Below are 21541 nucleotides of genomic sequence, written 5' to 3'. Positions count from 1 at the left end.
GCTGTGCTATCGTCACGCATGCCGTTCGATCCCTCGACCATGTACCCGGACGATGAAGACCTGACACCCGTGGCGGTGCCGCACACCGAGTTGTCGGCCGACGCGCTTCGCGGCGTCATTGAATCGTTCGTGCTGCGCGAGGGGACGGAGTACGGCGAGCGCGATTTCACGCTCGAGGAAAAGCTGGCGCATGTCATGCACCAGCTGGAGCGTGGCGAGGCGCAGATCATGTTCGATCCCCAATCGAACTCCGTCGACATCGTGGTGACACGAAAGCTCAAATAGATTCTTCCATGGCCAGCCAAAGCGATTTCAATCTTTTCGTCATCGGTGCCGGTTCCGGCGGTGTGCGCGCGGCGCGAGTGGCGGCGGCTCATGGCGCCAAAGTTGCGATAGCCGAGGAATATCGCCTCGGCGGTACGTGTGTGATTCGCGGCTGCGTGCCGAAGAAGCTGCTGGTGTACGGCGCGCATTTCGCCGAAGACCTGGAAGATGCCCGCCGCTTTGGCTGGCATGTGAAAGATGCGAAGTTCGACTGGCCGACGCTGCGCGATAACGTATTGTCCGAAGTCACGCGACTGAGCGGCCTGTACACGCAGACGCTGGAAAATCACAAAGTGAAGATCCTGCTGGAGCGCGCCGTCGTCACGGGTCCAAACAGCGTGCGCGTCGGCGAGCGCGAATACACTGCCGATGTGATTCTCATCGCGACCGGTGCACGCCCGCATGTGCCCACGTCGCCGGGATGCGAGCACGGCATTACTTCCAATGAGGCATTCCATCTGGAGCAGTTGCCCAAGCGTATGCTGATCGCGGGCGGCGGCTACATTGCGAACGAATTCGCCGGCGTGTTCAACGAGTTCGGCGTGAAGGTCACGCTGGTCAATCGATCGGATGCGATCCTGCGAGGCTATGACGCGCAGATCCGCGATCGCCTGCTGCAGATCTCGATGATCAAAGGCATCCAGTTCCTGTTCAATTCGCCCATCGAAAAGATCGTCAAGGAAGACAGCGGGGCGCTGACGGTGCACATGCCTGGCGGTCCGGTCGAATGCGATGCCGTGATGTTTGCTACCGGCCGCGTGCCGAACACGCGTGGGCTGGGGTTGGAGACGGCCGGCGTCGAGATCGACGAAGCAGGCGCGGTTCGAGTGGATGACGAAAGCCGCTCGACCTGCCCATCCATCTACGCAGTCGGCGATGTGACCAATCGCGTGCAGCTCACACCAGTGGCGATCCGCGAGGGACAAGCGTTCGCGGACACGGTGTTCGGCAAGAAGCCGACGAAAGTGGATTACAACTGCATTCCTGCCGCTGTGTTCAGTCATCCGCCGCTGGCGGGTGTCGGGCTGACGGAAGGCGAGGCGCGCAATCAGCTCGGCGCCGTCAAGGTTTACACCGCGGACTTCCGACCCATGAAGAACGTGCTCGCGGGTCGCAACGAGCGCGCGCTATACAAAGTCATCGTCGACGCAGCCACCGAGAAAATCGTCGGCGCTCATATGATCGGGCCGGATGCGCCGGAGATTCTGCAGGTGCTGGCGATCGCCGTGAAAGCAGGGCTTGGCAAGTCGCAGCTCGACGAAGTGGTCGCGGTGCATCCGACCATGGCCGAGGAGCTGGTGCTGCTGAAATAGCCCGCCCCCCTCTCAGGGCTGGGGCGTCGGTTCCGGCGTGGGCGGGCTGGGACGCTTCTTCAGCGCATATTCGCGCCACAGGATGATCAAGCCGCCGGCGACGACCAGCGGCGCGCCGATCCACACCGACGCCGAAGGAATCTCGTCGAAGAACAGGTAGCCCAGCAGCACCGACATGATCATGTTGCTGTAATCGAGCGGGGCGATGGTGGAGGCCGGCGCGTAGCGATAGGAATACGTCATCACCAGCTGGCCGGTGACGCCGAACAGGCCGGCCAGGATGATCTGCAGCCATTGCATCGCCGTCGGCACCACCCAGCCACCGAGCGCGGTGAGGGCGGCGCAGGCCATGAAGGTCAGCGAAAAATAAAAGGTGATGGTGAGCGCGTGCTCGCCGCCGCTCATCATGCGCAGGAAGATCATCGCCACGGCCGAGAACATGGCGGCGGACAGGGCGACCAGGACGCCCAGCGATGCGCCATCCGCAAATGTGAGATGCGGGCCGAGCATGATCAACACACCGATGAAGCCCAGCGCCAGTGCCGTCCAGCGGAAGCGATGAATCTGTTCGCCGAGGAACACCATCGCGAGCAGGGTGATGAACATGGGCGAGGTGAACGAGATCGCGGTCACGTCGGCCAGAGGAATCATCGTGACGGCGGTGAACAAGCAGAACATGCTCACGGTGCCCGACAACGAGCGCAGCGCATGCGACCGTATGTTATTGGTCTTGAGCAGATGCAGTTGATTGGTATGCCAGGCGATCAACGCCAGCAACAGCACCGAAACCACACCGCGAACGAAGATCGTCTGTCCGACAGGAACTGCCTGGCCGAGCAGCTTGACGCACAAGGTCATCCCGGCGAACAGGACGACGGAACCGAGTTTCAGCGCGATGCCCAGGATCGGGCGGTGTAGAGAAGCTGCAGCGTGCAAGGAGGGCGTTGCTTGTTGAGCGACGGCCGCCGCAGGGGGCGGCCTCGAGGCCCATCAGCTTACCCTATGGCGGCAGGCCCATACAGGGCTTCGGCCGCTAGCCTTCCTGCTGTTCGTCGATCTTCAGCTCGCCACGTTCGTAAGCATCGATGATGCGTCTGGCGGCGCTCTCGTCGGCTTCGTCGACCAGGATCGCAAGGTGGCCCAGGGCGGGCAGTTCGCCCAGGCCACCTTGCAGCAGTGCGCCCTGCAGAAATGTCTCGATGCCTCGCTCCCGCAACAGTCCCTCGACGAGATGCGCCTCGATGTAATCGCTGCAGCGGAAGACTCGAATCACATCAGCTCACTTGGGCAATTTGATAGAACATATCGACGTAACCCATGACCGCGTCGACGATGCCCGCGACCTTGGGATTGGTCGACTCCACCACATAGTATTCATCCGGAGCATGCGCGCCGGAGCCGTGACCGAGGCCGAAGTGACCTGCGGGCAGCGACACGGGCGGAGCGGTGAACACAGCACCCGGCCACGAACCGGCGAGTCGCGGATTGAGAGTCGCCTTGACGCCCGCGCGTTTGTAAGTCGCCAGCTCGGCGCGAATGATGCGGCTGTCCTCGGCGGTTTCGGTCGGATCGTAGCCGCCGGTGACTTTCAGCTCGACGTCGTTGAATCCTTTCTTGTCCAGATACGCGCGCAGCTTCGCGACGGCTTCCGTACGCGTTTGATTGGGCACGAGGCGCAGGTCGAGCTTGGCGACCGCGCGGCCCGGCAGAATGGTTTTGCCACCGGGGCCGGTGTATCCGGACACCAGACCTTCGATGTTCACCGTCGGTTGCGAGGCCAGCCGTTCGAGCGCCTGGGCGTAGGGCAGATCGTCGATCCAGCGGGTCACGCCCAGCAGCTTTTTCTGGGTCGCTTCATCGCCGTTACGGGCGATCTCCGCAATCAATTCTTTCTCGCGCGCCGTGAGCGGACGGACATTTTCGAACCAGCCATCGATCGCCGCGGTGTTGCCATCCGGGGTCACGAGCGTGTTCAAGGCCTGCACCAGACGCCAGGCCGGCGAGTCGACCATGGCTTTCATGCTGGAGTGGATGTCGCCTTTCGGGCCGCGCCCCCAGTGCTCGCCGCTGGCAATCAATTCCAGCTCGACCACGCCTTTGGAGCCCAGATTCACGGCGACGTTGCCATTCATGTCCTGCCAGCTGGCCGGAATGAAAATGCCCTCGGCTCGCTTGAGCGCCGCCAGCACCTTGGGACTTTGCACGACCTGATGGAAATGCGGCGAGCCGATCTCTTCCTCGCCCTCGGCGACCAGCACCAGATTGACCGGCAACTTCACCTTGGCGGCGCGGAAGGCATGGAGCGCGGCGAGTACGGTCGCTTCGGGGCCTTTCTGATTCACGGCGCCTCGACCGACGATGGCGCGGCCGAAGCCGGGCTTGTCGACGATGCGGCCTTCCAGCGGCGGCGAGGACCATTCGGCGGCATCGAACTGCTTCACGTCGTACATGAAATACAGAGCGAGCGTTCGTTTCGCGCCGTTGTCCATGGTGGCGAACACACCCGGATAGCCGTCGGTCGGTACGATGGTGGGCGCGTCGAAGCCCGCCTCGCGGGCAAGATTTGCCATGTATTCGGCGCCTTCCTTCATGTTGAGGTCTTCGGCGGCGATGGCCGGATGCGCGATCCAGTCCTGGATGCGCTTGATGGCGGCTTCGCGTCCATCTTCGGCGGCCTTGCGGATCGCAGGATAGCGGGTCGGGAAGGAAGCCCACGCGGGTGTGCCCAGCGCGAGGGCACCGGCACCCGCGAGCGCGGCAGTCAGGAAATCGCGACGATCGAACTCAGCCATTGATCCTTCCTCGTGGGTAGCGGGACCTGGCTGAGATTCTGCCCTGAATACTGCTGACGGCCAATGCTCACGTCAGCAGTGGGTCCCGATCCGGGCGCGCGACGATCGGGAAAGAAACAGATACAGCGCCGCGTCAGTGCTTCAGTTCGTCGGGCACTTTGCCGCCATGCTCGGCCAATTGCGTCATGACTTGCTTGTGCAGCCAGATATTCATGGCCGCCGAATCGCTCATGTCGCCCTTGTAACCCAACTCTCGCGCCAGCTCCTTGCGGTGCTCGAGGCTGGAGTCCAGACCGACCAGCTTCATGAGATCGACGATCGACGTGCGCCAGTTCAGCGGTTGTTTCTGGCTGGCGGCCAGTTGCTGGAGTACGGCCTCGACATCGACGGCCGGCGCGGCAGGCGCTGGTGTTGGCGCGGGCGCTGGCTTGGGTGCCGGCGCCGCGCTCGCTGTCGGTTTCGGCGCGGGAGCAGGCGAAGGTGCCGGCGTTGCCTTGGCGCTCGCTCCGAAAATGGCGTCTTTGATGCGTGAGAAAATGCTCATGACTGTGCTCCGAGGCGATGACCATACAACGAAGCAGTCGAGGCGGAGCGAGGTTCCCTGCAATCCCGATCTTTCATGTCGGTAGCAGCAGCGCCGCGTCGATGGCTTGAATCAGCGCCTGGCCGGTGAACGGCTTGGTGAGATACGAAGCACCGGCGCGCGCCACGTGCCGGGTATGTAAATCATCGTGAGCGGTAATGAAGATGACGGGCCGGTGGATGTCGGCCGCGTCCAATCGCTCGAGCAGTTCCACGCCGGTCATGCCCGGCAGGTGGATATCGAAAACGAAACAATCGGCGCCGGGCGCCGCATCGCTCTCCAGCAATTTTTCGGCCGAGTCGAAGCTGCGCGAGTGAAAGCCCGCGATGCTCAGCAGTCGCGCGACGGCACGGTTCAAACCAATGTCGTCCTCGACGATGATGACGGTGGCGCCGCTCACTTGCGCTCGCAGTCCTGCAATGACTCGCGCACGCCACGTGCTATTGGCTGAAAGCCTGCGTGTCTCGCGTTCCGCTCAGCACGTCCAGCAGCTTCGCGGTCTTCACCAGGCCGGCAACCGACGAGACTCGCATCTTGCGCATGACGTTGGAGCGATGCGACTTGATGGAGCGCTCGCAGATGCCGAGCTTGAGTGCCATCTGTTTGTTCAACTTGCCGTGCACGACGCCTATGTAAATGTCCCGTTCGCAGGGCGTGAGCTCGGAGTATCTGGACTGGAGCTGCTCGAGCTCGCGGCGCGCCGTGCGATTCCTGGCGTCGCGTGCAATGGCGTCCTGCAGCGATTGCAACAGTCGCTCCATGTCGAGCGGCTTGGTCAGCGAATCCATGGCGCCGGCCTTCATTGCCTGCACCGTGGCCGGCACGTCGTTGAACGCCGTGACGAAAATCACCGGCGGTGCATCCTTCTGATGCGCCAGCGACGCCAGCAGTTCCAGTCCGCTCGGCCCGGGCATCAGCATGTCGAGCACGATGCAGCTCGGACAATCGGGGTGTTCGACCAGCAGATAGTCGCCGACGCTGCGACATGCGACAGGAGACATTCCCGCGGTACTCAGCAGGCGGGCCAGGCTGGCGCGGAAACTATCATCGTCATCGACGATATAGACACGATGCTCGCCGATGAGTGGCTCGTAGGGCTCCATATCAGCCTCCAGGACTCGTCAACTCGGGGATACCAACTCGCGCGGCGCGTTGGCGTTTGGGTAAGGGCAGACGAAAGGTAAAGGTCGAGCCGCCGCCGCGCGCGCGCTCGGCCCAGATCGTGCCGCCATGGGCCTGCACGATGGAGCGGGCGATGGACATTCCCAGGCCCATACCGCCTTCCTTGGTGGTGAAGAACGATTCGAACAGTCTGCTGGCCACTGCAGGCTCGATGCCGTGGCCGTTGTCGCGCACAGTGATCTCCACTGCGGAGCCGGCGCGCAGTCGCGTTTTCAGGACCAGCCAACGCACCGGCGGTGGCGTCTTGCTCATTGCATCCATGGCATTGACCAACAGATTCAACACCACCTGTTGCAAATGCACTGGATCGGCCGACACGGGCGGCAGGTCGGGCTCGAGCTCGGTGCGCAACTGGATTTGCCGGTGCCGCGCATCGGCGCGCACCAGCGCTGCCGCACTGCTCACCAAAGCGTTGATGTCCATAGGCTCCAATTTCAGCTCGCGCTTGCGCAGCAGCGCGCGCAGCCGAATGACCACCTCGTTGGCTCGCAGATCGTCGCGCTTGATGTCGGCGAGAATCGGGCCGAGCGTCTCCGGGTCTGCGGCATGCGGCGATTGCTTCAGTAGCAGCTCGGCGGTTTCGATATTGTTGAGAATGGCGCTGAGCGGTTGCGCGATCTCGTGTGCGATGGACGCCGTCAGTTCGCCGGCGAGCGCCAGGCGGGCGGTATGGGTGACCTCCGCGCTGTGGTGCGGATGATTGCGTCGATCATAAGTAAGGATGATCACGACCAGCGCCAGCTGCACAATGAGGACGAGTCCGATCAAATAGGCGTAATTTAGGAAGTCACCCGTCATGTGCGGTGTGTTGTTCCGAAAGACCGTGCTGGGTCGAAGTAAAATTGCACGCTCCGGGCGGATCGGAACAGTTGGACCTAGGTCCAACCGTGACGGGCCTGCCAACCGGCCGGACCGAGCAACGGACCCCGGCGGTCATCGCTGGCGGGACACGCCCGAGCTTGACGACGGCCTGACGCTCGCATTGGCGTTGCCGCGTGCCCGATGCACCGATTTTCCCCCGCACGCCGTCTCTCTAGCCTGTGACAAAGCATCATCACAGAGCTGGCCATGCGACATCAGAAACTCATCACAGTTGTCGCGATGACGGCGGCACTCGGACTGATCTCCCTCGTGCACGCGCCGTCCGCGCAGGCGGCTGAGGAAGATATACCCGACCATCCGGTCCTGAGGGATGCGTGGTACATCAGCGGCGGTGCGCTGTACGCTCGATCGAACGTCGTGGCGAGTCTCAACAAGACCGTGATCGGTACGCTCATCGATTTCGAGGACGACCTGGGACTGGACAGGTACGACTGGATGGGACTGTGGACGCTGCGCTGGCAATTTTTCACCAAAGCGCTGGCAGGTGGAAAGTCGAAAATATTTCAAACCTGGACCGTAGCGCGAATAAGACGCTGCAGCAGAACATCACCTGGGGCAATTTGAACGTTCCGGTCAGTGCAACTGCCCACAGCAGATTCAATGTCGAGGACTTTCGGGTCGGCATCGGCTACTCGTTCTTCAAGACCCAGGACAAGGAAGTTGGGATCGGGCTCGGCGCCCATGTCGCCCGTCTGCAGGCGGGCCTCACGACCGCGAATTTCGGCTCCGAGGAGACCAGCGAATCGGCGCCGCTGCCCTTCCTCACCACGTACGTGCGCCTGGCGTTGACCGACCGATGGCTGTTGAACATCAGAGTGGATCGGCTCTCACTGAGCTCCGGCGACATCGACGGTAGCGTGTTCAGCAGCGGTCTGGACGTGATCTACCAGCCCTGGCGCCACTTCAGTGTCGGCCTCGGTTACCGCGATATCGATTGGCAGATCTCGTCCAAGAGCAATCGCTGGAACGGCAGAGCGCAGGTGCAGGAGAGCGGCCCGATGGTGTTCATCGCGACGTCGTTCTAGTGGCGACATGAGCGACGATCGAGAATCTCAACGCTTGCTGGCCGCCCGCGCGGGTACAGCACAGTGGCGCCGGTGGGGGCCGTATTTGAGCGAGCGTCAATGGGGAACAGTGCGAGAGGACTACAGTGACAGCGGCGATGCGTGGAATCACCTGACGCACGATCAAGCGCGCTCCTATGCTTATCAGTGGGGCGAGGATGGCCTGGCCGGCTTGAGCGACGAGCGGCAACAGCTTTGTGTGGCCCTGGCGTTGTGGAATGGCGCCGATCCCATCCTCAAGGAACGCCTGTTCGGCCTGACCAACAACGAGGGCAATCACGGCGAGGACGTGAAGGAATATTACTTCTATCTGGACTCCACGCCGACTCACTCCTATTTGAAGTATTTGTACAAGTACCCGCAGCGCGCCTATCCGTATGACGATCTGGTGCACACCAATCGCGCGCGGCGCCGCGACGAGCTCGAATACGAGCTGATGGACACTGGGGTGTTCGCCGACGACCGGTATTTCGATGTGTTCGTCGAATACGCCAAGGCATCGCCCGAAGACATCTTGATGCAGATCACCGTATGCAATCGGGGCCCGACGACGGCGACCTTGCACCTGCTGCCGACGTTCTGGTTTCGCAATACCTGGACGACGGACGTCGATTCGGGCGAGGGCGCCCGGCCGATGCTGCGGCAGATCTCGACCGGTGCTTCTGCCAGTGTCATCCGCGCATCGCACCCGGATCTGGGCGAGCGCTTCATCTGCAGCGAACAGGCGGCCGAGCTGCTGTTCACCGACAACGAAACCAATACGCAGCGTCTGGAGAACAAGCCGAATCGCACGCCCTACGTGAAGGACGGCATCGATGAGTACATCGTGCGCGGCCGTAACGAAGCAGTGAATCCCGAGCGTGTCGGCACCAAGGCGGCGGCGCACTATACGATCGAAGTGCCGGCCGGCCGGTCGCAGGTCGTGCGACTGCGGCTGTGCGAGCGAGCACCGGCACAATTGGTTTCGGCGCGCGACAAATCGAGTGAGATGTTCGGTAGCAGCTTCGAAGCCACGTTGGCCGCGCGGAAGAGCGAGGCGGACGAGTTCTATGCGAACGTCATTCCAGCGTCGCTCGATGCCGATGCGACCAGCATGATGCGCCAGGCACTGGCGGGCATGTTGTGGTCGAAGCAGTTCTATTACTACGACATCGCTGCCTGGCTGAACAAACATCGCCGCGAAGGCCGTCAGGCGCCGCGCAACGCGCACTGGCGGCACATGCACAACGCCGACATCATTTCGATGCCGGACAAATGGGAATATCCCTGGTACGCGGCCTGGGACCTGGCGTTCCACATCCTGGCGCTGACCCTGGTGGATGAGGACTTCGGCAAGCAGCAGCTGGATCTGATGTTACAAGCCACGTATCTGCATCCGAACGGGCAACTGCCCGCGTACGAGTGGAACTTCGGCGATGTGAATCCGCCCGTGCATGCGTGGTCGACCATCTTTACGTATCGGCTCGAAGAGGCATCGCGTGGCAGCGGCGACATCGATTGGCTGGAGCGCTCCTTTCATGCATTGCTGCTCAACTTCACCTGGTGGGTCAACCGCAAGGATCGCGACGGCAAGAACGTGTTCGAAGGCGGCTTTCTCGGGCTGGACAACATCGGTGTGTTCGACCGCAGCGCGCCGCTGCCCACTGGCGGCTATCTGGAACAGGCCGACGGCACGGCGTGGATGGCGTTGTTCTGTCAGAACATGCTCGAGATAGCGATCGAACTGACTTTGGCCCGCCCCACGTACCTGCGCATGTGCACCAAGTTCATCGAGCATTTCCTGTGGATCTCCTCCTCGATGGTGGTGGAGGATGGCGGCGGGGGCATGTGGGACGAGGAGGACGGCTTCTTCTACGATGTGCTGCAATTGCCCGGCGGCGCGGGACAGCGACTGAAAGTGCGCTCGATGGTCGGGCTGCTGCCGTTCTGCGCCGTTACCGTATTCGATGGCCGGCTAGTGGAGAAGTATCCAGACATCCGTACGTCGTTGCGCGAGTTCATGCAATCGCATCCCGAGCTGACGCGCACCATCCACGACCCGACCCGGCGAGGGCATCAGGGCCGACTGATGGCCTCGATTCTTGATGAGTCGCGGCTGCGGCGCGTACTGGCGCGCATGCTCGATGAGAACGAGTTCTTCAGTCCGTACGGCATCCGCTCTCTCTCTCGATATCACCGGGACCATCCGTTCGTGTTCCGCGCAGGCGGTCAGGAATACGGCGTCGGGTACCTGCCCGCGGAATCCGACAGCGGCATGTTCGGCGGCAATTCCAACTGGCGCGGCCCGATCTGGATGCCGGTGAACGGCTTGATCATTCGCGCGCTATTGCAGTACTACACTTATTACGGGGATGACTTCACCGTGGAGTGTCCAACCGGGTCCGGGCAGTACATGACTCTGTACGAGGTGGCAGCGGAGCTGTCACGCCGACTCAGTGCGATATTTCTACGCGATGCCGACGGCCGGCGCCCGGTGTATGGCGGCACCGAGAAGTTTCAAACCGACCCGCACTGGCGCGACTACATTCTGTTCTACGAATACTTCCACGGCGATATCGGGGCGGGTCTCGGTGCGAGTCATCAAACCGGATGGACCGGCATCATCGCGCGCATCATGCAGCTCTTTGCCACTGTGAGCGCCGATCAATTGCTCGCAAGCGGTGCGCGCTCCATGGCGAAGGGCGAGCAGGAGCGCAAGCGCAAGGCGACTCCACCGGGCAAGCGTGCGCCGGGAGGCTCGTGAGCCGACATTCGCACGAGAGGTCAGTCTCTGTCGGTGCTCCGGCGACGACGAATTAGAATCGCCGCGAGCAGCAGGAACGAGCCCAACGTTACGATCAGCGCCAACGCACGCCAGAATAAAAAATCGATGACGTCGTGTGCGTCCTGTTTCGCAGCACTCGTCAATCGCTGCAGTCCCACACTGGAGTCGCCGGCTTGAGCGAGCAACGATTGCAGCGCTTGCGCGGCTGATGCTACGTCGCGTGCCGTGTTTGCGTACTCGGTGATGTCGAAAGGCCGAGCAGCGGCAGTGGAGTCGGTTGGCTGACCCCGAGGCGGTTTGATACGAGCGACGAGCGCATCGATAGCATCGATGGTGCGCGTGACCGACTCGGAAGTATTTGCTCCGGCATCGAGCGTCTGCCGCACGTCCTGCAACAGTTGCTGCATGTGATCTTGTTCCGAGCGCAGCACCGCTGTCAGCTCGCTGATGAGGGCGTGGCGCTCGGTGGCAACGATCGCCGGCGCATCTCCGGTCAGTTCGCCGATGGCTTGGGCTGCCATGCCAACGCGCTCCACGCTGGCGAGCGTTTGTTTTGCTTCGGGCATGACCGCCAGCTGATAGCTCAGCCGTTCGACCTGCATGTCGAGGAGTTTAGGCGCTCGTTGCAAATAGTAGATCGCGCGCTCGGCGAGCAGACGGGTTTGCTCGAGCTCGCGCACCGCCGGGTCGAGATTGCTCAGCGGATCCAGACCGATCAGCGAGAACAGACTGCCGCCGGTTCGCGTCGGATTGCTGGCAGTTGCGGCAATTGCTGCGAAGCTGGTGAAGCGAATCTGCGTGACTGCACGAGCGTGCGGGTGCTCCGCGCGCCAGTCGACGATGAGGGCCTGCAGCTGATCCTTCTCGTCTGGATTCAATACGCCGTCGATCAGCTCCCACGATTGCGGTTCCAGACTGCGCTGGACCGCCAGCAGCGGCAGCGCGCGCTCACCGAGGGCAGAGATCCCTTGTTGCTCCAGCACCATGCGACTCAAGGTCGCCAGTACGATCATGTCCAGCGCGTTGATGGTCGGGTTGGTGCCGCTCGCGATGATATAGGCCGCGCTGGTCTGCGTAATGCTCCAGTCCTGGATAGCCAGACGCTCCTCAGGCGTGCGCGCGTTGCTCTTGAGCGCTGTAATCGGGTCGGCAATGCGGCCGGCGTATTCATCGGCGTAACGCATCACCTTGAGCTGCAATTTCTGAACTTGCTGCGCGCGCCGCTCCGATTCATTGCGAGAGCCCCAGCCGGGCAGCAAGGAGCAGCCAGCGAGGCATGCCAGGGCGCTGGCGAGGACGATGCGTACGAGCAGTCGAGCCAGTGCGCTCACCAACGTGTTCTCGATAAAAACGCGCCGCCGTGGCGCCTCGGGCGAAGCGTCGAGCGGCGGCGTCGAGGCCAACGTTGCGCCATCAGCACGGGGAGTCAGCGCCACGGCCTCCAGGGGGACGAGACCTCGTTATGGGACCGCGTTTCGTTGCGCGCCAGCAATAGGTGCGAAGGGCGCAGGGCCAGCCCGATACGCGCACTGACGAAGAAATGGGGATGTCACAGAGTCCGCCGGTATGAGAATTCAGCTGGCTGTCGCTTGCGCCATCGGCCTTGCGATCTCACTGCCCGGTGGGGTCGCAGCGTTGCCCACGGACATTGTCGGAAACAGTCCGTTGTTGAGGATGAGCGATGCCGACAAGAAGCTGTTCCGCGACGCCGTGTTGAACGTGCTCGAGAGCAGCGACGTTCGCGCCGTGCGTGAGTGGAAGAACGATGCGACTGGGTTTAGCGGCCGTGTGGAAGGGCGGGCAGCGATGCAGTCAGTCGACGGCTTGAGTTGCCGCAGGCTGCAGCTGCGCGCGCAGGGCCAGGGAACGCAAAGTCAGTTCACATTTCCGTTCTGCAAGGACCAGGCCGGCGAGTGGTTCATCGCATCGGGCAAGAAGTTCAATGATGAGGCGCAACCGCCCTGATCAGGCGATCGCGCCGGTGCTCGGCTCCAGACCGCTGTGCGCAGTGTTGAGCGCCAGTTTTCTCACCACACATCGAAAGCCGATGTGACAGGTGGACGATTCGATGGGCTGCGCGTGACGCGCGGCCGGGCGATAGCGTCGGCAGTAATTCGGCGCGCACAGGAACGAGCCGCCTTTGAGTACTTTGCGAGGAATCATGATGTGCGGCTCGCACGGATCGTAACTGCCGCGCTCGACTCCGCCGCGCGGGTTTTGCGGAATACAACAAGGCTTCGCGGCATCCGGTGGATGGTTCGCGGCAAACCAGTCATCGGTCCATTCCCAAACGTTGCCGATCATGTCGTAGATGCCATAGGGATTGGGCGGAAAGGTCTTTACTGGAGAAGTGCGTGGATAGCCGTCGATGGCGAGATTCTGATAAGGAAAGTCGCCTTGCCAGGTGTTGGCAAGGTGCCGATTGCGGGGGGTGAATTCATCGCCCCACGCGAACTCCGCGCCTGCCAGGCCGCCGCGGGCGGCGAACTCCCATTCGGCTTCGGTCGGCAACTCCTTGCCGCGCCAGCGCGCATAGGCGAGAGCATCCTGGTGGGTGACGTGCACCACGGGATGATCGCCCAGATGACGATTGGAGGCGGCGCGGCCGTAAGGTTGACGCCAGTTCGCGCCGAATTTGAATCGCCACCACGATTGCCAGTTGCGCAGATCCACCCGATGTTTTGGCGGCGTGAACACCAGCGAGCCCGGTTTCAACATGTGCGGTAGCGCGCCAGGATAGAGCTTCGGATCCGGCGGCAGCTCTGCCTGTGTGACGTAGCCAGTGGTTTCGACGAACTCGCGGAACTGCCGATTGGTCACCGGGGTGACGTCGATCCAGAAGCTATCGACCGTGACGTGATGGGCGGGGGCTTCCTCCGGGTAGTGATGGTCCGATCCCATCAGATACGTGGCGCCCCGAACGAACACCATGCCTCTCAATGTAGTGACTGCGGCCATGCTAACGCGCACCCTGGTATTCAGCAAAGATGGGCTGCCAGTCGCGCTTCATGTCGACGACGAGCCACCGCTGGCGTTGCGCCTCGTCGAGCGCTTTATCGAGCTTGCCGATGGTCGAGTTCCGGTCGTAGGCGTACTCGCGCTCGGCGTCGGTGTGATGAATCAATGCGACGAAGCTCGGCCCCGCACCGCCGGCAGTCCACTGCAGCATCTGCAGATCGCCGTCGGAGTTGCCGAACGCCAGCACCGGACGACGGCCGATGAATCGATTGATGCCCGACGGTTTGCCGGGCCCATCGTTGACGAATTCGATCTGTGGCTCCTTGAGCAGTGCCGGCTTGCCGTTGGTGCCTACGGCGACGAATTTGGTGGCCGCCGAAGAGCCGATGGCCTGTTCGGGCGGAATGTCATAAACCTGTTCGGCGAACACCCGCATGAACTCAACACCGCCGCCAGAGACGATGAACGTCTTGAAGCCCTGGCTGCGCAGATAATCGAGCAGTTCGAGCATCGGTTGGTAGGCCAGCGAGGTGTACGGGCGCTGGAAGCGCGGGTGTTTCGCTGTCGCGAGCCAGGAGCCCACGATGGTGCTGAAGTCCTCGGTGCTCATGCCGCTGTGCGAGCCGGCTATGACTTGCAGCAGTGCATGCGTCCCGGAGCTGAGCAGAGCTTTGCTATCGCCGTTCAGAACGTCTTTGAAGGGCGCGGTGGTGCGCCATTCTGGATGCAGCGGCGCCAGGGTTTTGATCCGATCAAGCGCAAACGCGAACTGAACGTACATTGGTTGCTCGATCCATAGGGTGCCATCGTTGTCGAAGACGGCGATGCGCTCCCGAGACGCGAGGTAGTCCGCGCTGCCCTCGCGCGTGACCCGGTCGACGAAGTCGATGATGGATTTCTTGCCGGCCCCATCCGTCCAGGAAGGCAACGGATCGGCCACGGCGGCCGCAGCGACCAGTAACGCGACAATCAATAGTGCACGGGCAGGGTGGTGGCGCGGGCGCACGAGCCTACCTCATGGTCGAGTCGACGCCGCCTCGGCGCGAGGCGCATCGCGCTCGCGAACTTCGACGATATCGCGCTCGAGGAAGTAATTCAGAAACGTGCGGATCGCGGCGATCGCGGCCAGCCGGCCGACCGCATCCCAGGAATCCACGATGGTCGATTCGATGATGTCGGCCGCCAGCTGGAAAGTGAGCCCGGCCACCAGCCAGCGTGCATACGTGATAAATATCAGTCGACGCTGGTGGCCGGCCGATTCCGTACGCATGACGCGCAGCATGGAGATCAATGCGCCAACGGTGCCGATCAGGATCATCAGCACCGCGATCGCATTGATGACGCCCACCACGACGTGCGTCGCCTCGATCATCCAGCTGGTATTCACGTTGGCGCACGCTCGAGTCCCGCCTAATCTCCGCTCGGTACTTCCCTCATCTTCGACAACGCCTCGTCGACGGTAAAACTTCCGGGGTGCTGCGCGGGCGGAAAGTCTCTAAACGTCTCGGCGAACTTGGCCGCCGCCGCCTGCGCGGCATAAAGGAAGTACGCGTTGTGTAGCACCCAGTCGTAGTATGTGTTGGAAGTGATATCGGCCCGCTCGTAGGGGTCGATACGCAGATTGAAGAACTTCGGCAACCGCAGCCGGGTGAACGGCTCGGCCCACACTTGCAAGGTGCCGTGGCAGCGCTGTTCCATGAACACGACCTTCCAGTTGTCGTAGCGCAGCCCGAGCACGTCGCCGTCGTCGCTGAAATAGAAAAAGAAATTGCGCGGGCTCTTGGCTGCCTCGCCGGTGAGGAACGGCAGCAGGTTCATGCCGTCGATGTGATTGTGAAATTCGCGACCGATCGCCTTATAGCCGCCGCGCTTGAGCTTCTCGACGATGTCGGGGTCGCCCGCCATGGCGAGAAACGTCGGCAGCCAGTCGTGATGCTGGACGATTTCATTCGATACCGTGCCGGCCTTGATCTTGCCCGGCCAGCGCACCAGCATCGGCACGCGGAACGCGCCTTCCCAGTTGGTGTTCTTTTCGCTGCGAAACGGCGTCATCGCGCCGTCGGGCCAGCTGTTCATATGCGGCCCGTTGTCGGTGGAATACATCACGAAGGTGTTATCGGCGATGCCGAGCTCATCGAGCAGATCGAGCAGCTGACCGACGTGGCGGTCGTGATCGATCATGGTGTCGTGATAGGGCGATTGCCAGCGGCCCGCCTGTCCGACACTTTCCGGCTTGGTATGGGTGAACAGGTGCATGTGCGTCGTGTTCACCCAGGTGAAGAACGGAGTGCCCGCGGCGTGCTGCCGCTTGATGAAGTCCTTGGCGGCGGCGATGAATTCGTCGTCGCAGGTCTCCATGCGCTTCTTGGTCAACGGACCGGTGTCCTCGATCTTTTGTTTGCCGACGCGTCCCCAGCGCGGCTGCTCGGTGGCATCGTCCTTGTCGGTGGCCCATGAGCGCAGCACACCACGCGGACCGAATTGTTTACGAAAGTTGGGAAAGTCTTTTTCCGACGGATAATTGGCCATCTCCGGCTCTTCCTCGGCATTGAGGTGATACAGGTTGCCGAAGAACTCATCGAAGCCGTGCACGGTCGGCAGGTGGCGGTTCAAGTCGCCCAGATGGTTCTTGCCGAACTGACCGGTGGCGTAGCCCTGATTTTTCAGCAGCGCCGCGATTGTGACGATGCTGTCGGGCATGCCCACCGGCGAGGCGGGAATGCCGACTTTCGACAGGCCGGTGCGATAGACACTTTGGCCGGTGATGAACGAGGAGCGGCCCGCGGTGCATGACTGCTCGCCATACGAGTCGGTGAACATCATGCCTTCGCGGGCGACGCGATCGATGTTCGGTGTGCGATAGCCCATCAATCCGTGCGAATAGCAGCTCAAGTTGGCGATGCCGATGTCGTCACCCCAGATGACCAGAATGTTCGGTTTGTTCGACTTACGGGGCTGTTGGGCCATGGGGGCATCCTCGATGCGATTCAGTCAAACGGCGGGGTGTGGAACATCATGCTGAAGACCGCCACCAGGCCGAGGACCAGCAGCGCGATTGCAGTGAGCAGCGTGAGCGATACCGGAAAGTGGCTTTCCGCGTGCAGCAGGCCTTCTTCCTTCATCTGCCGGCGCTCGTGGCGCAGGCCGTACATGAACTGCAGATGGAAGGCGATGCCCAGGGTCAGCATGCCGATGCCGATCCACACCAGACCCATGCCGAAGGAGCGCACCGAGTGCACCGAGGTCACCACGTTGCTCTCGGCGAGCTTTTGAAAGAACTGGAAGATGGTGAAGCCGAAGCTGATGAGCGACAGCGAGGTGCGGATGACGGACATGAGCGTCCGGTCGGCGCTCATGCGCGTGCGCTGAAACGACATGCCGGTGCGGCGCGAGGACAGCTCGACAGAGATCTCATCCGATGACGATTGCGATGTGATCATGGCCTTCATCGGTGCACGACTCTGTCGTCGGCTCCGTGCCGGGACTGCCACCAGCGCGCGATTCTCGCGACCGGCCCACGGATGAGAAAGTAGGGCACGACGGCGAGCACGACCGAGACCACGAGCGCCTCTGCCGGGTAGAACTTCCGGTACTCGACGAACTGGTAAATGGCATCCATGACCAGACCGAGCAGAAAAATTCTCGCGGTCGCCGCCAATCCCTCATGCATGCGCCTGGCGCGTTCGTCGGGCTCGGTCCACAGTGCAAGAAAATAGGGCGACCGCCCGGTGCGTGCGTCGATGATTCCGGCGCGGATCGCTGCGATCGCGGCCATGGTCGGTTGCAGGAGGAAACGGAATGCGAATGGGCCGCTCGGTCGCGCGAGCAGGTCGTGCCAGAATCGTGTCAACGTATCCTGCAGGAATTCGAGCATCGTGGGGCCGCGCAGGGGAACTGTTCGGAGCAAGCATATGAATACTCGTTCAGCAGGCAGACCATACGCAGATGGTGGTCAGGGGCATGCCCGGCAATCCGGGCAGTGGGCTCACGGTCCGAAGTTGTAGCGCAGGCCGAGCAGCGGGCCGCTGACCAGCATGTTGAACTCGAAGCGATTGTTGTCCGAGCCCTGGCTGTAGTCCGTATCCAGCGCGCGATAGCCGAACACCAGCCCGAAATTCTCGGAGAGGCTCCAGTCGGCCACTGCCAGCGCGCTCCAGGTGAAGTCGGAGCCCACGCCGAAGCCACCGATGTCGCCGCGTGCTATCAGGGTCCAGGCTTGCCCGAGCGGCCAGGCGGCGCGTGCACCGACGATGGGATCGAACAAACCCTTGCTCTGGGCCACCGCATTGCTGCTGCCATCCGGCGCCCTGATGGACAGGTCCGCCGACAACGATTGATAACGGGCGCCGACATACAGCTCGTAGGGTTGGCTCAGCCGCCACGACCAGGCGAGCTCGACCATGTCCTGAGTGACGTCGAGGTCGTAGAACGAGCCGGTGGCATCGGTCACGTCCGCGCTCAGTCCGGTGAACACTGCATTGAGGGTGAGTGCGTAGCGCTCCCGTTCACTGCGCACAGCCATCATGCCCGCGACGTCCAGGTGATCGAACAACTCGCTGGCGCTCACACTGACGTCGGTGCGCTGGCCCCTTACTACGGTGTCGCCCTCCATGTTTGCGCCCTGCACGTAAAGCGTGCCGCTGGTTCGCCACTCGTCCGCATGCGCCCTCGCGGTGAGCGCGGTCAGGAAAAAAGCGCTGACGCCAATGCGAAGGTGTACTTGTCTCAAAGGCGTGCCAGTCATGACGGACCCCATGTCCATCGTGCGTGGCATCGACGGCCGGCAAATCGGTATCGCGGGCACGACTCATTTCCCTTCGACGCCGCGCCTCAGGGTGTCGGCGTGCCCGCGTTACGACTGGGCGCTGCGAGAGATTTGCACTGATGTAGCGGCATGAGCGTAGGTGTGCGCGCGTTCTGGTTGGTGCTCGCTGCGACACTGGCAGGATGCTCATTCACATCAGCGATGAACGACAGCGGCGGCAAGCGTGTCGCCAGCAGCGGCCTGGAGGATGTTCGCTTCTCATCCGCTCACATCCGGCAAGGAGTGTGGTCGCCCGCCGAGTTCGCACGTGCCGCGCGCGGCGGCATCTTCTTCGTCGATCCCCCCGTTGCCCGACGCACGGTCGTGCTGTTCATCCACGGTATCAACGGCTCGCCTCGCGATTTCAGATTTCTGATCGAACATCTGGATCGCAGTCGTTTTCAACCGTGCGTGTTCTTCTATGCGTCCGGTTCCAGCCTGAGTCAGACGGGGCGCGATTTGTCGCAGGACATCGGCGAATTGCATCGCCGCCACCAGATCACTTCACTGGTCATCGTTGCGCACAGCATTGGCGGGTTGATCGCGCGCGATCTGCTGCTGAATCCATCCGCGCATGCGGGGGTAGATATTCCAGTGTTGTTTACGTTGTCCAGTCCCTGGGGCGGTAGTCCGAGTGCGGGCTTCGGAGCTCGCTGGTCGCCCGTGGTCGTCGATTCGTGGCGTGATATCGCCGCCGGCAGTGCGTATCTGCATTCACTGTTCGTCGATGCTGCGGGCTCGCCCAGAGACCTGCCCGGGTCGACCCGTCACTACCTGTTGTTCTCGTATCGCAAGAGCTGGTCGTCCTTCGGCTTGTCGGGCGATGCGGTGACCAGCGTCGCCAGTCAATTGTTCCGTACGGCGCAGGAACAGGCGTATCGGGTCTACGGCTTCGACGTTTCCCATTCGCAGATTCTGGTCAACGGCAGCGTCGCGGAGCTGCTCGATGAAACGCTGCACTCCTTACCTGCCGCAAGCATAGAGGTCGGATCATGATGAAGCTCGTCGCACATTGCATGTGCAGCCTGTTGACGGCAGTTGCTGGCTTGGGTGCGCTGGCCTATCTGGGGGAAAGCAAAGCCGCGTCGGACACGCCGTCGGCCGTCCTGCTGCAAAACGTTCGCGTATTCGATGGCAAGTCGCCGCGAGTGTCGAGTCCGACCAATGTTTTGATCGTCGGGCCGCTCATCAAGACGATCTCGAGCACGGCTATCGAGGCGGATAGCAGCGCGATGCGCATCGACGGTGGCGGGCGCGTGCTCATGCCGGGGCTCATCGATGCGCATTGGCACAGCATGTTTCTGGCGACGACGCCGTTGGCCGGGCTCACCAGCGATGTGGGTTATCTCAACCTGCTGGCGGCGGCTGAAGCGAACGCAACGTTGCTGCGAGGCTTTACGACGGTCCGCGACATGGGCGGACCGGCCTTTTCATTGAAGCGGGCGATCGACGAAGGCGTGGTTTCCGGGCCGCGCATCTATCCATCGGGCGCAATGATCACTGTGACCAGCGGGCACGGCGATTTTCGGCAGTTGTATGAGCTCCCGCGCACCATCGGTGGGCCACCGGTGCGCATGGAGCAGATCGGCGCCAGTGCCATTGCCGACTCGCCGGATGAAGTGAGAGTCCGCGTTCGAGAGCAACTGATGCAAGGCGCATCGCAGATCAAGCTCACGGCGGGCGGTGGCGTGGCCTCACCGCACAGTCCACTCGATGTGTCGACATTCACTCTGCCCGAGTTGCGAGCGGCCGTCGAAGCGGCGGAGAACTGGGGCACATACGTCGCCGTTCATGCTTACACACCGCGCGCGATTCGAAGTGCACTCGACGCAGGGGTGAAGTGCATCGAACATGGCCATCTCGCCGATGACGCCACCGCGAAGCTGATGGCGGAGAAACAAGTGTGGTGGAGCTTGCAACCGTTCCTCGAAGAGGAGGGCGCCAGTCAATTTCCGGAAGGCTCGCAGGAGGCGGCCAAGAAGAGGGAAGTGGCCGCGGGCACCGATCGCGCCTATGCGCTCGCCAAGAAATATAAGATCAAGACCGCCTGGGGCACCGACATCCTGTTTTCACGCGAGCTCGCCAAAGGGCAGGGTGCGATGCTGGCCAGCATGGTGCGCTGGTACACGCCGGCGGAGGCGCTGATCATGGCGACCAGCACCAACGCGCAGCTGCTGACGCTGTCGGGCAAGCGCAATCCTTATCCCGGCAAGCTGGGCGTCGTGGAAGAAGGCGCGTTCGCGGATCTGTTACTGGTCGACGGCGATCCGCTGCAGAACCTGCAACTGATCGCCGACCCGGCTCGCAGCCTGGTGGTCATCATCAAGAACGGCGTCATCGCCAAGAACTCGCTGGCGGTCACGCCTGCAAATAAAACGTTTCCTTGATCTCTTCCATCACCACATAGCTGCGGGACTGGGCGGAAGAGGGCATGCGTTGCAGGATGTCGCCGAGCAGCGTGCGATAGTTGTGCATGTCCGGGATGCGCGCCTTGATCAGGTAGTCGAAGTCGCCGGACACGAGATGGCATTCCATGACATCCGGAATGCTGTGCAGCTCGTTCTTGATCTTCTCGAACACCTCATCCGATTTCACCGCCAGCTTGATCTCCAGGAACACCAGCAGGTTCCTGCCGACCTCCTTGGGCGACAGGCGCGCGTGATAGCCGGTGATCACGCCAGTCCGCTCCAGGCGGCGGACGCGATCGGCGCACGGCGTGGCGGACAGGCCAACCTGCTCGGCGAGATCGGTGATGGAAATGCGTCCGTCACGCTGCAGGATGTCGAGAATCTTGCGGTCGATACGGTCGAACTGCTGCATTTCGGGGTCGAGGAGGGTGTCGGTGTGTGCCGGACGCGGCCGGCGGGCCCATTGA

Annotated in this window: 25 protein-coding genes; 9 read left to right on the top strand and 16 right to left on the bottom strand. The window is 62.2% G+C overall.

The window, feature by feature from the left end; all coding sequences use genetic code 11:
- Positions 1-3 precede the first annotated feature (3 nt).
- Both D0550_RS32735 and gorA read left to right on the top strand, forming a co-directional pair.
- Positions 4-285: a YheU family protein gene (locus D0550_RS32735; RefSeq protein ID WP_153067457.1), complete on the top strand. Its 282-nt coding sequence runs from the start codon at positions 4-6 to the stop codon at positions 283-285.
- A gap of 8 nt (positions 286-293) precedes the next feature.
- A complete protein-coding gene (gene gorA, locus D0550_RS32730) occupies positions 294-1637 on the top strand; it encodes a glutathione-disulfide reductase (protein WP_116813386.1) in 1344 nt (447 codons plus the stop codon).
- Between the two features lie 12 nt (positions 1638-1649).
- Here gorA and D0550_RS32725 read toward each other — a convergent pair whose 3' ends face one another.
- The 7 genes from D0550_RS32725 to D0550_RS32695 all read right to left on the bottom strand — a co-directional run bounded on the left by D0550_RS32725 (position 1650) and on the right by D0550_RS32695 (position 6992).
- Entirely contained in the window at positions 1650-2573 is a 924-nt protein-coding gene (locus D0550_RS32725; RefSeq protein WP_153067456.1) for a DMT family transporter, read from the bottom strand.
- Positions 2574-2670: 97 nt separating this feature from the next.
- Positions 2671-2910 (bottom strand): putative signal transducing protein, encoded by a 240-nt coding sequence (locus D0550_RS32720; RefSeq protein ID WP_116813384.1) that lies wholly within the window; start codon positions 2908-2910, stop codon positions 2671-2673.
- Between the two features lies 1 nt (position 2911).
- Positions 2912-4429 (bottom strand): M20/M25/M40 family metallo-hydrolase, encoded by a 1518-nt coding sequence (locus D0550_RS32715; RefSeq protein WP_116813383.1) that lies wholly within the window; start codon positions 4427-4429, stop codon positions 2912-2914.
- A 133-nt stretch (positions 4430-4562) separates the two neighbouring features.
- Positions 4563-4973: a DUF3597 domain-containing protein gene (locus tag D0550_RS32710; protein WP_116813382.1), complete on the bottom strand. Its 411-nt coding sequence runs from the start codon at positions 4971-4973 to the stop codon at positions 4563-4565.
- A gap of 73 nt (positions 4974-5046) precedes the next feature.
- Positions 5047-5412, bottom strand: a complete 366-nt coding sequence (locus tag D0550_RS32705) for a response regulator transcription factor (protein ID WP_116813381.1) — start codon at positions 5410-5412, stop codon at positions 5047-5049.
- Between the two features lie 40 nt (positions 5413-5452).
- Positions 5453-6115 carry a response regulator transcription factor gene (locus tag D0550_RS32700; RefSeq protein ID WP_116813380.1) on the bottom strand — a complete coding sequence of 221 codons (663 nt, stop codon included), beginning with the start codon at positions 6113-6115 and terminating at the stop codon, positions 5453-5455.
- A gap of 1 nt (position 6116) precedes the next feature.
- Positions 6117-6992: a sensor histidine kinase gene (locus D0550_RS32695; protein ID WP_116813379.1), complete on the bottom strand. Its 876-nt coding sequence runs from the start codon at positions 6990-6992 to the stop codon at positions 6117-6119.
- 270 nt (positions 6993-7262) lie between these two features.
- Here D0550_RS32695 and D0550_RS32690 point away from each other — a divergent pair, with 270 nt between their 5' ends.
- The 3 genes from D0550_RS32690 to D0550_RS32680 are packed head-to-tail and all read left to right on the top strand — an operon-like array spanning position 7263 to position 10883.
- Complete coding sequence (locus D0550_RS32690) at positions 7263-7640, top strand: hypothetical protein (RefSeq protein ID WP_116813378.1); 378 nt, start codon at positions 7263-7265, stop codon at positions 7638-7640.
- On the top strand, positions 7637-8101 hold the full coding sequence (locus tag D0550_RS32685; protein WP_116813377.1) for a hypothetical protein: 465 nt from the start codon (positions 7637-7639) through the stop codon (positions 8099-8101). The genes D0550_RS32690 and D0550_RS32685 overlap by 4 nt, the downstream gene beginning before the upstream one ends.
- 7 nt (positions 8102-8108) lie before the next feature.
- Positions 8109-10883: an MGH1-like glycoside hydrolase domain-containing protein gene (locus tag D0550_RS32680; protein ID WP_116813376.1), complete on the top strand. Its 2775-nt coding sequence runs from the start codon at positions 8109-8111 to the stop codon at positions 10881-10883.
- Positions 10884-10903: 20 nt separating this feature from the next.
- Here the strand turns inward: D0550_RS32680 and D0550_RS32675 are convergent, their stop codons facing one another.
- Positions 10904-12340 (bottom strand): hypothetical protein, encoded by a 1437-nt coding sequence (locus D0550_RS32675; RefSeq protein WP_116813375.1) that lies wholly within the window; start codon positions 12338-12340, stop codon positions 10904-10906.
- Between the two features lie 130 nt (positions 12341-12470).
- Between D0550_RS32675 and D0550_RS32670 the strand changes: the two genes are divergently transcribed.
- Complete coding sequence (locus tag D0550_RS32670) at positions 12471-12869, top strand: RT0821/Lpp0805 family surface protein (protein WP_116813374.1); 399 nt, start codon at positions 12471-12473, stop codon at positions 12867-12869.
- Here D0550_RS32670 and D0550_RS32665 read toward each other — a convergent pair whose 3' ends face one another.
- From D0550_RS32665 to D0550_RS32635, 7 genes are all read right to left on the bottom strand, one after another.
- Positions 12870-13862 carry a formylglycine-generating enzyme family protein gene (locus tag D0550_RS32665; protein ID WP_206606688.1) on the bottom strand — a complete coding sequence of 331 codons (993 nt, stop codon included), beginning with the start codon at positions 13860-13862 and terminating at the stop codon, positions 12870-12872.
- Between the two features lies 1 nt (position 13863).
- Positions 13864-14835 (bottom strand): HAD family hydrolase, encoded by a 972-nt coding sequence (locus D0550_RS32660; protein WP_206606687.1) that lies wholly within the window; start codon positions 14833-14835, stop codon positions 13864-13866.
- 42 nt (positions 14836-14877) lie between these two features.
- Positions 14878-15249 carry a DUF1622 domain-containing protein gene (locus D0550_RS32655; RefSeq protein WP_206606686.1) on the bottom strand — a complete coding sequence of 124 codons (372 nt, stop codon included), beginning with the start codon at positions 15247-15249 and terminating at the stop codon, positions 14878-14880.
- Between the two features lie 23 nt (positions 15250-15272).
- Positions 15273-16829: an arylsulfatase gene (locus D0550_RS32650; protein WP_116813371.1), complete on the bottom strand. Its 1557-nt coding sequence runs from the start codon at positions 16827-16829 to the stop codon at positions 15273-15275.
- A gap of 20 nt (positions 16830-16849) precedes the next feature.
- Positions 16850-17302: a YidH family protein gene (locus tag D0550_RS32645; protein ID WP_206606685.1), complete on the bottom strand. Its 453-nt coding sequence runs from the start codon at positions 17300-17302 to the stop codon at positions 16850-16852.
- Between the two features lie 5 nt (positions 17303-17307).
- Positions 17308-17637, bottom strand: coding sequence for a hypothetical protein (locus D0550_RS32640; protein WP_206606684.1), 330 nt, complete (start codon positions 17635-17637; stop codon positions 17308-17310).
- A 210-nt stretch (positions 17638-17847) separates the two neighbouring features.
- Complete coding sequence (locus D0550_RS32635; protein ID WP_153067455.1) at positions 17848-18606, bottom strand: YfaZ family protein; 759 nt, start codon at positions 18604-18606, stop codon at positions 17848-17850.
- Here D0550_RS32635 and D0550_RS35115 point away from each other — a divergent pair.
- Genes D0550_RS35115 through D0550_RS32625 form a run of 3 tightly spaced genes read left to right on the top strand, consistent with a single transcriptional unit; the run spans position 18605 to position 21053 of the window.
- Positions 18605-18760 carry a hypothetical protein gene (locus tag D0550_RS35115; protein ID WP_161966200.1) on the top strand — a complete coding sequence of 52 codons (156 nt, stop codon included), beginning with the start codon at positions 18605-18607 and terminating at the stop codon, positions 18758-18760. The genes D0550_RS32635 and D0550_RS35115 overlap by 2 nt on opposite strands.
- Positions 18757-19662, top strand: coding sequence for an esterase/lipase family protein (locus D0550_RS32630; RefSeq protein ID WP_116813368.1), 906 nt, complete (start codon positions 18757-18759; stop codon positions 19660-19662). The genes D0550_RS35115 and D0550_RS32630 overlap by 4 nt, the downstream gene beginning before the upstream one ends.
- The gene (locus D0550_RS32625) at positions 19659-21053 is read left to right on the top strand and encodes a metal-dependent hydrolase family protein (RefSeq protein WP_206606683.1); all 1395 of its coding nucleotides are present in this window, start codon (positions 19659-19661) and stop codon (positions 21051-21053) included. Before D0550_RS32630 ends, D0550_RS32625 begins: the two co-directional genes overlap by 4 nt.
- Here the strand turns inward: D0550_RS32625 and D0550_RS32620 are convergent.
- Positions 21025-21486: a winged helix-turn-helix transcriptional regulator gene (locus D0550_RS32620; RefSeq protein WP_116813367.1), complete on the bottom strand. Its 462-nt coding sequence runs from the start codon at positions 21484-21486 to the stop codon at positions 21025-21027. The genes D0550_RS32625 and D0550_RS32620 overlap by 29 nt on opposite strands.
- Positions 21487-21541 lie beyond the last annotated feature (55 nt).

This window comes from Steroidobacter cummioxidans, assembly GCF_003104955.1.
Note: the sequence above shows the minus strand (reverse complement) of the source record. Positions and strands in the feature narration are given on the sequence as shown.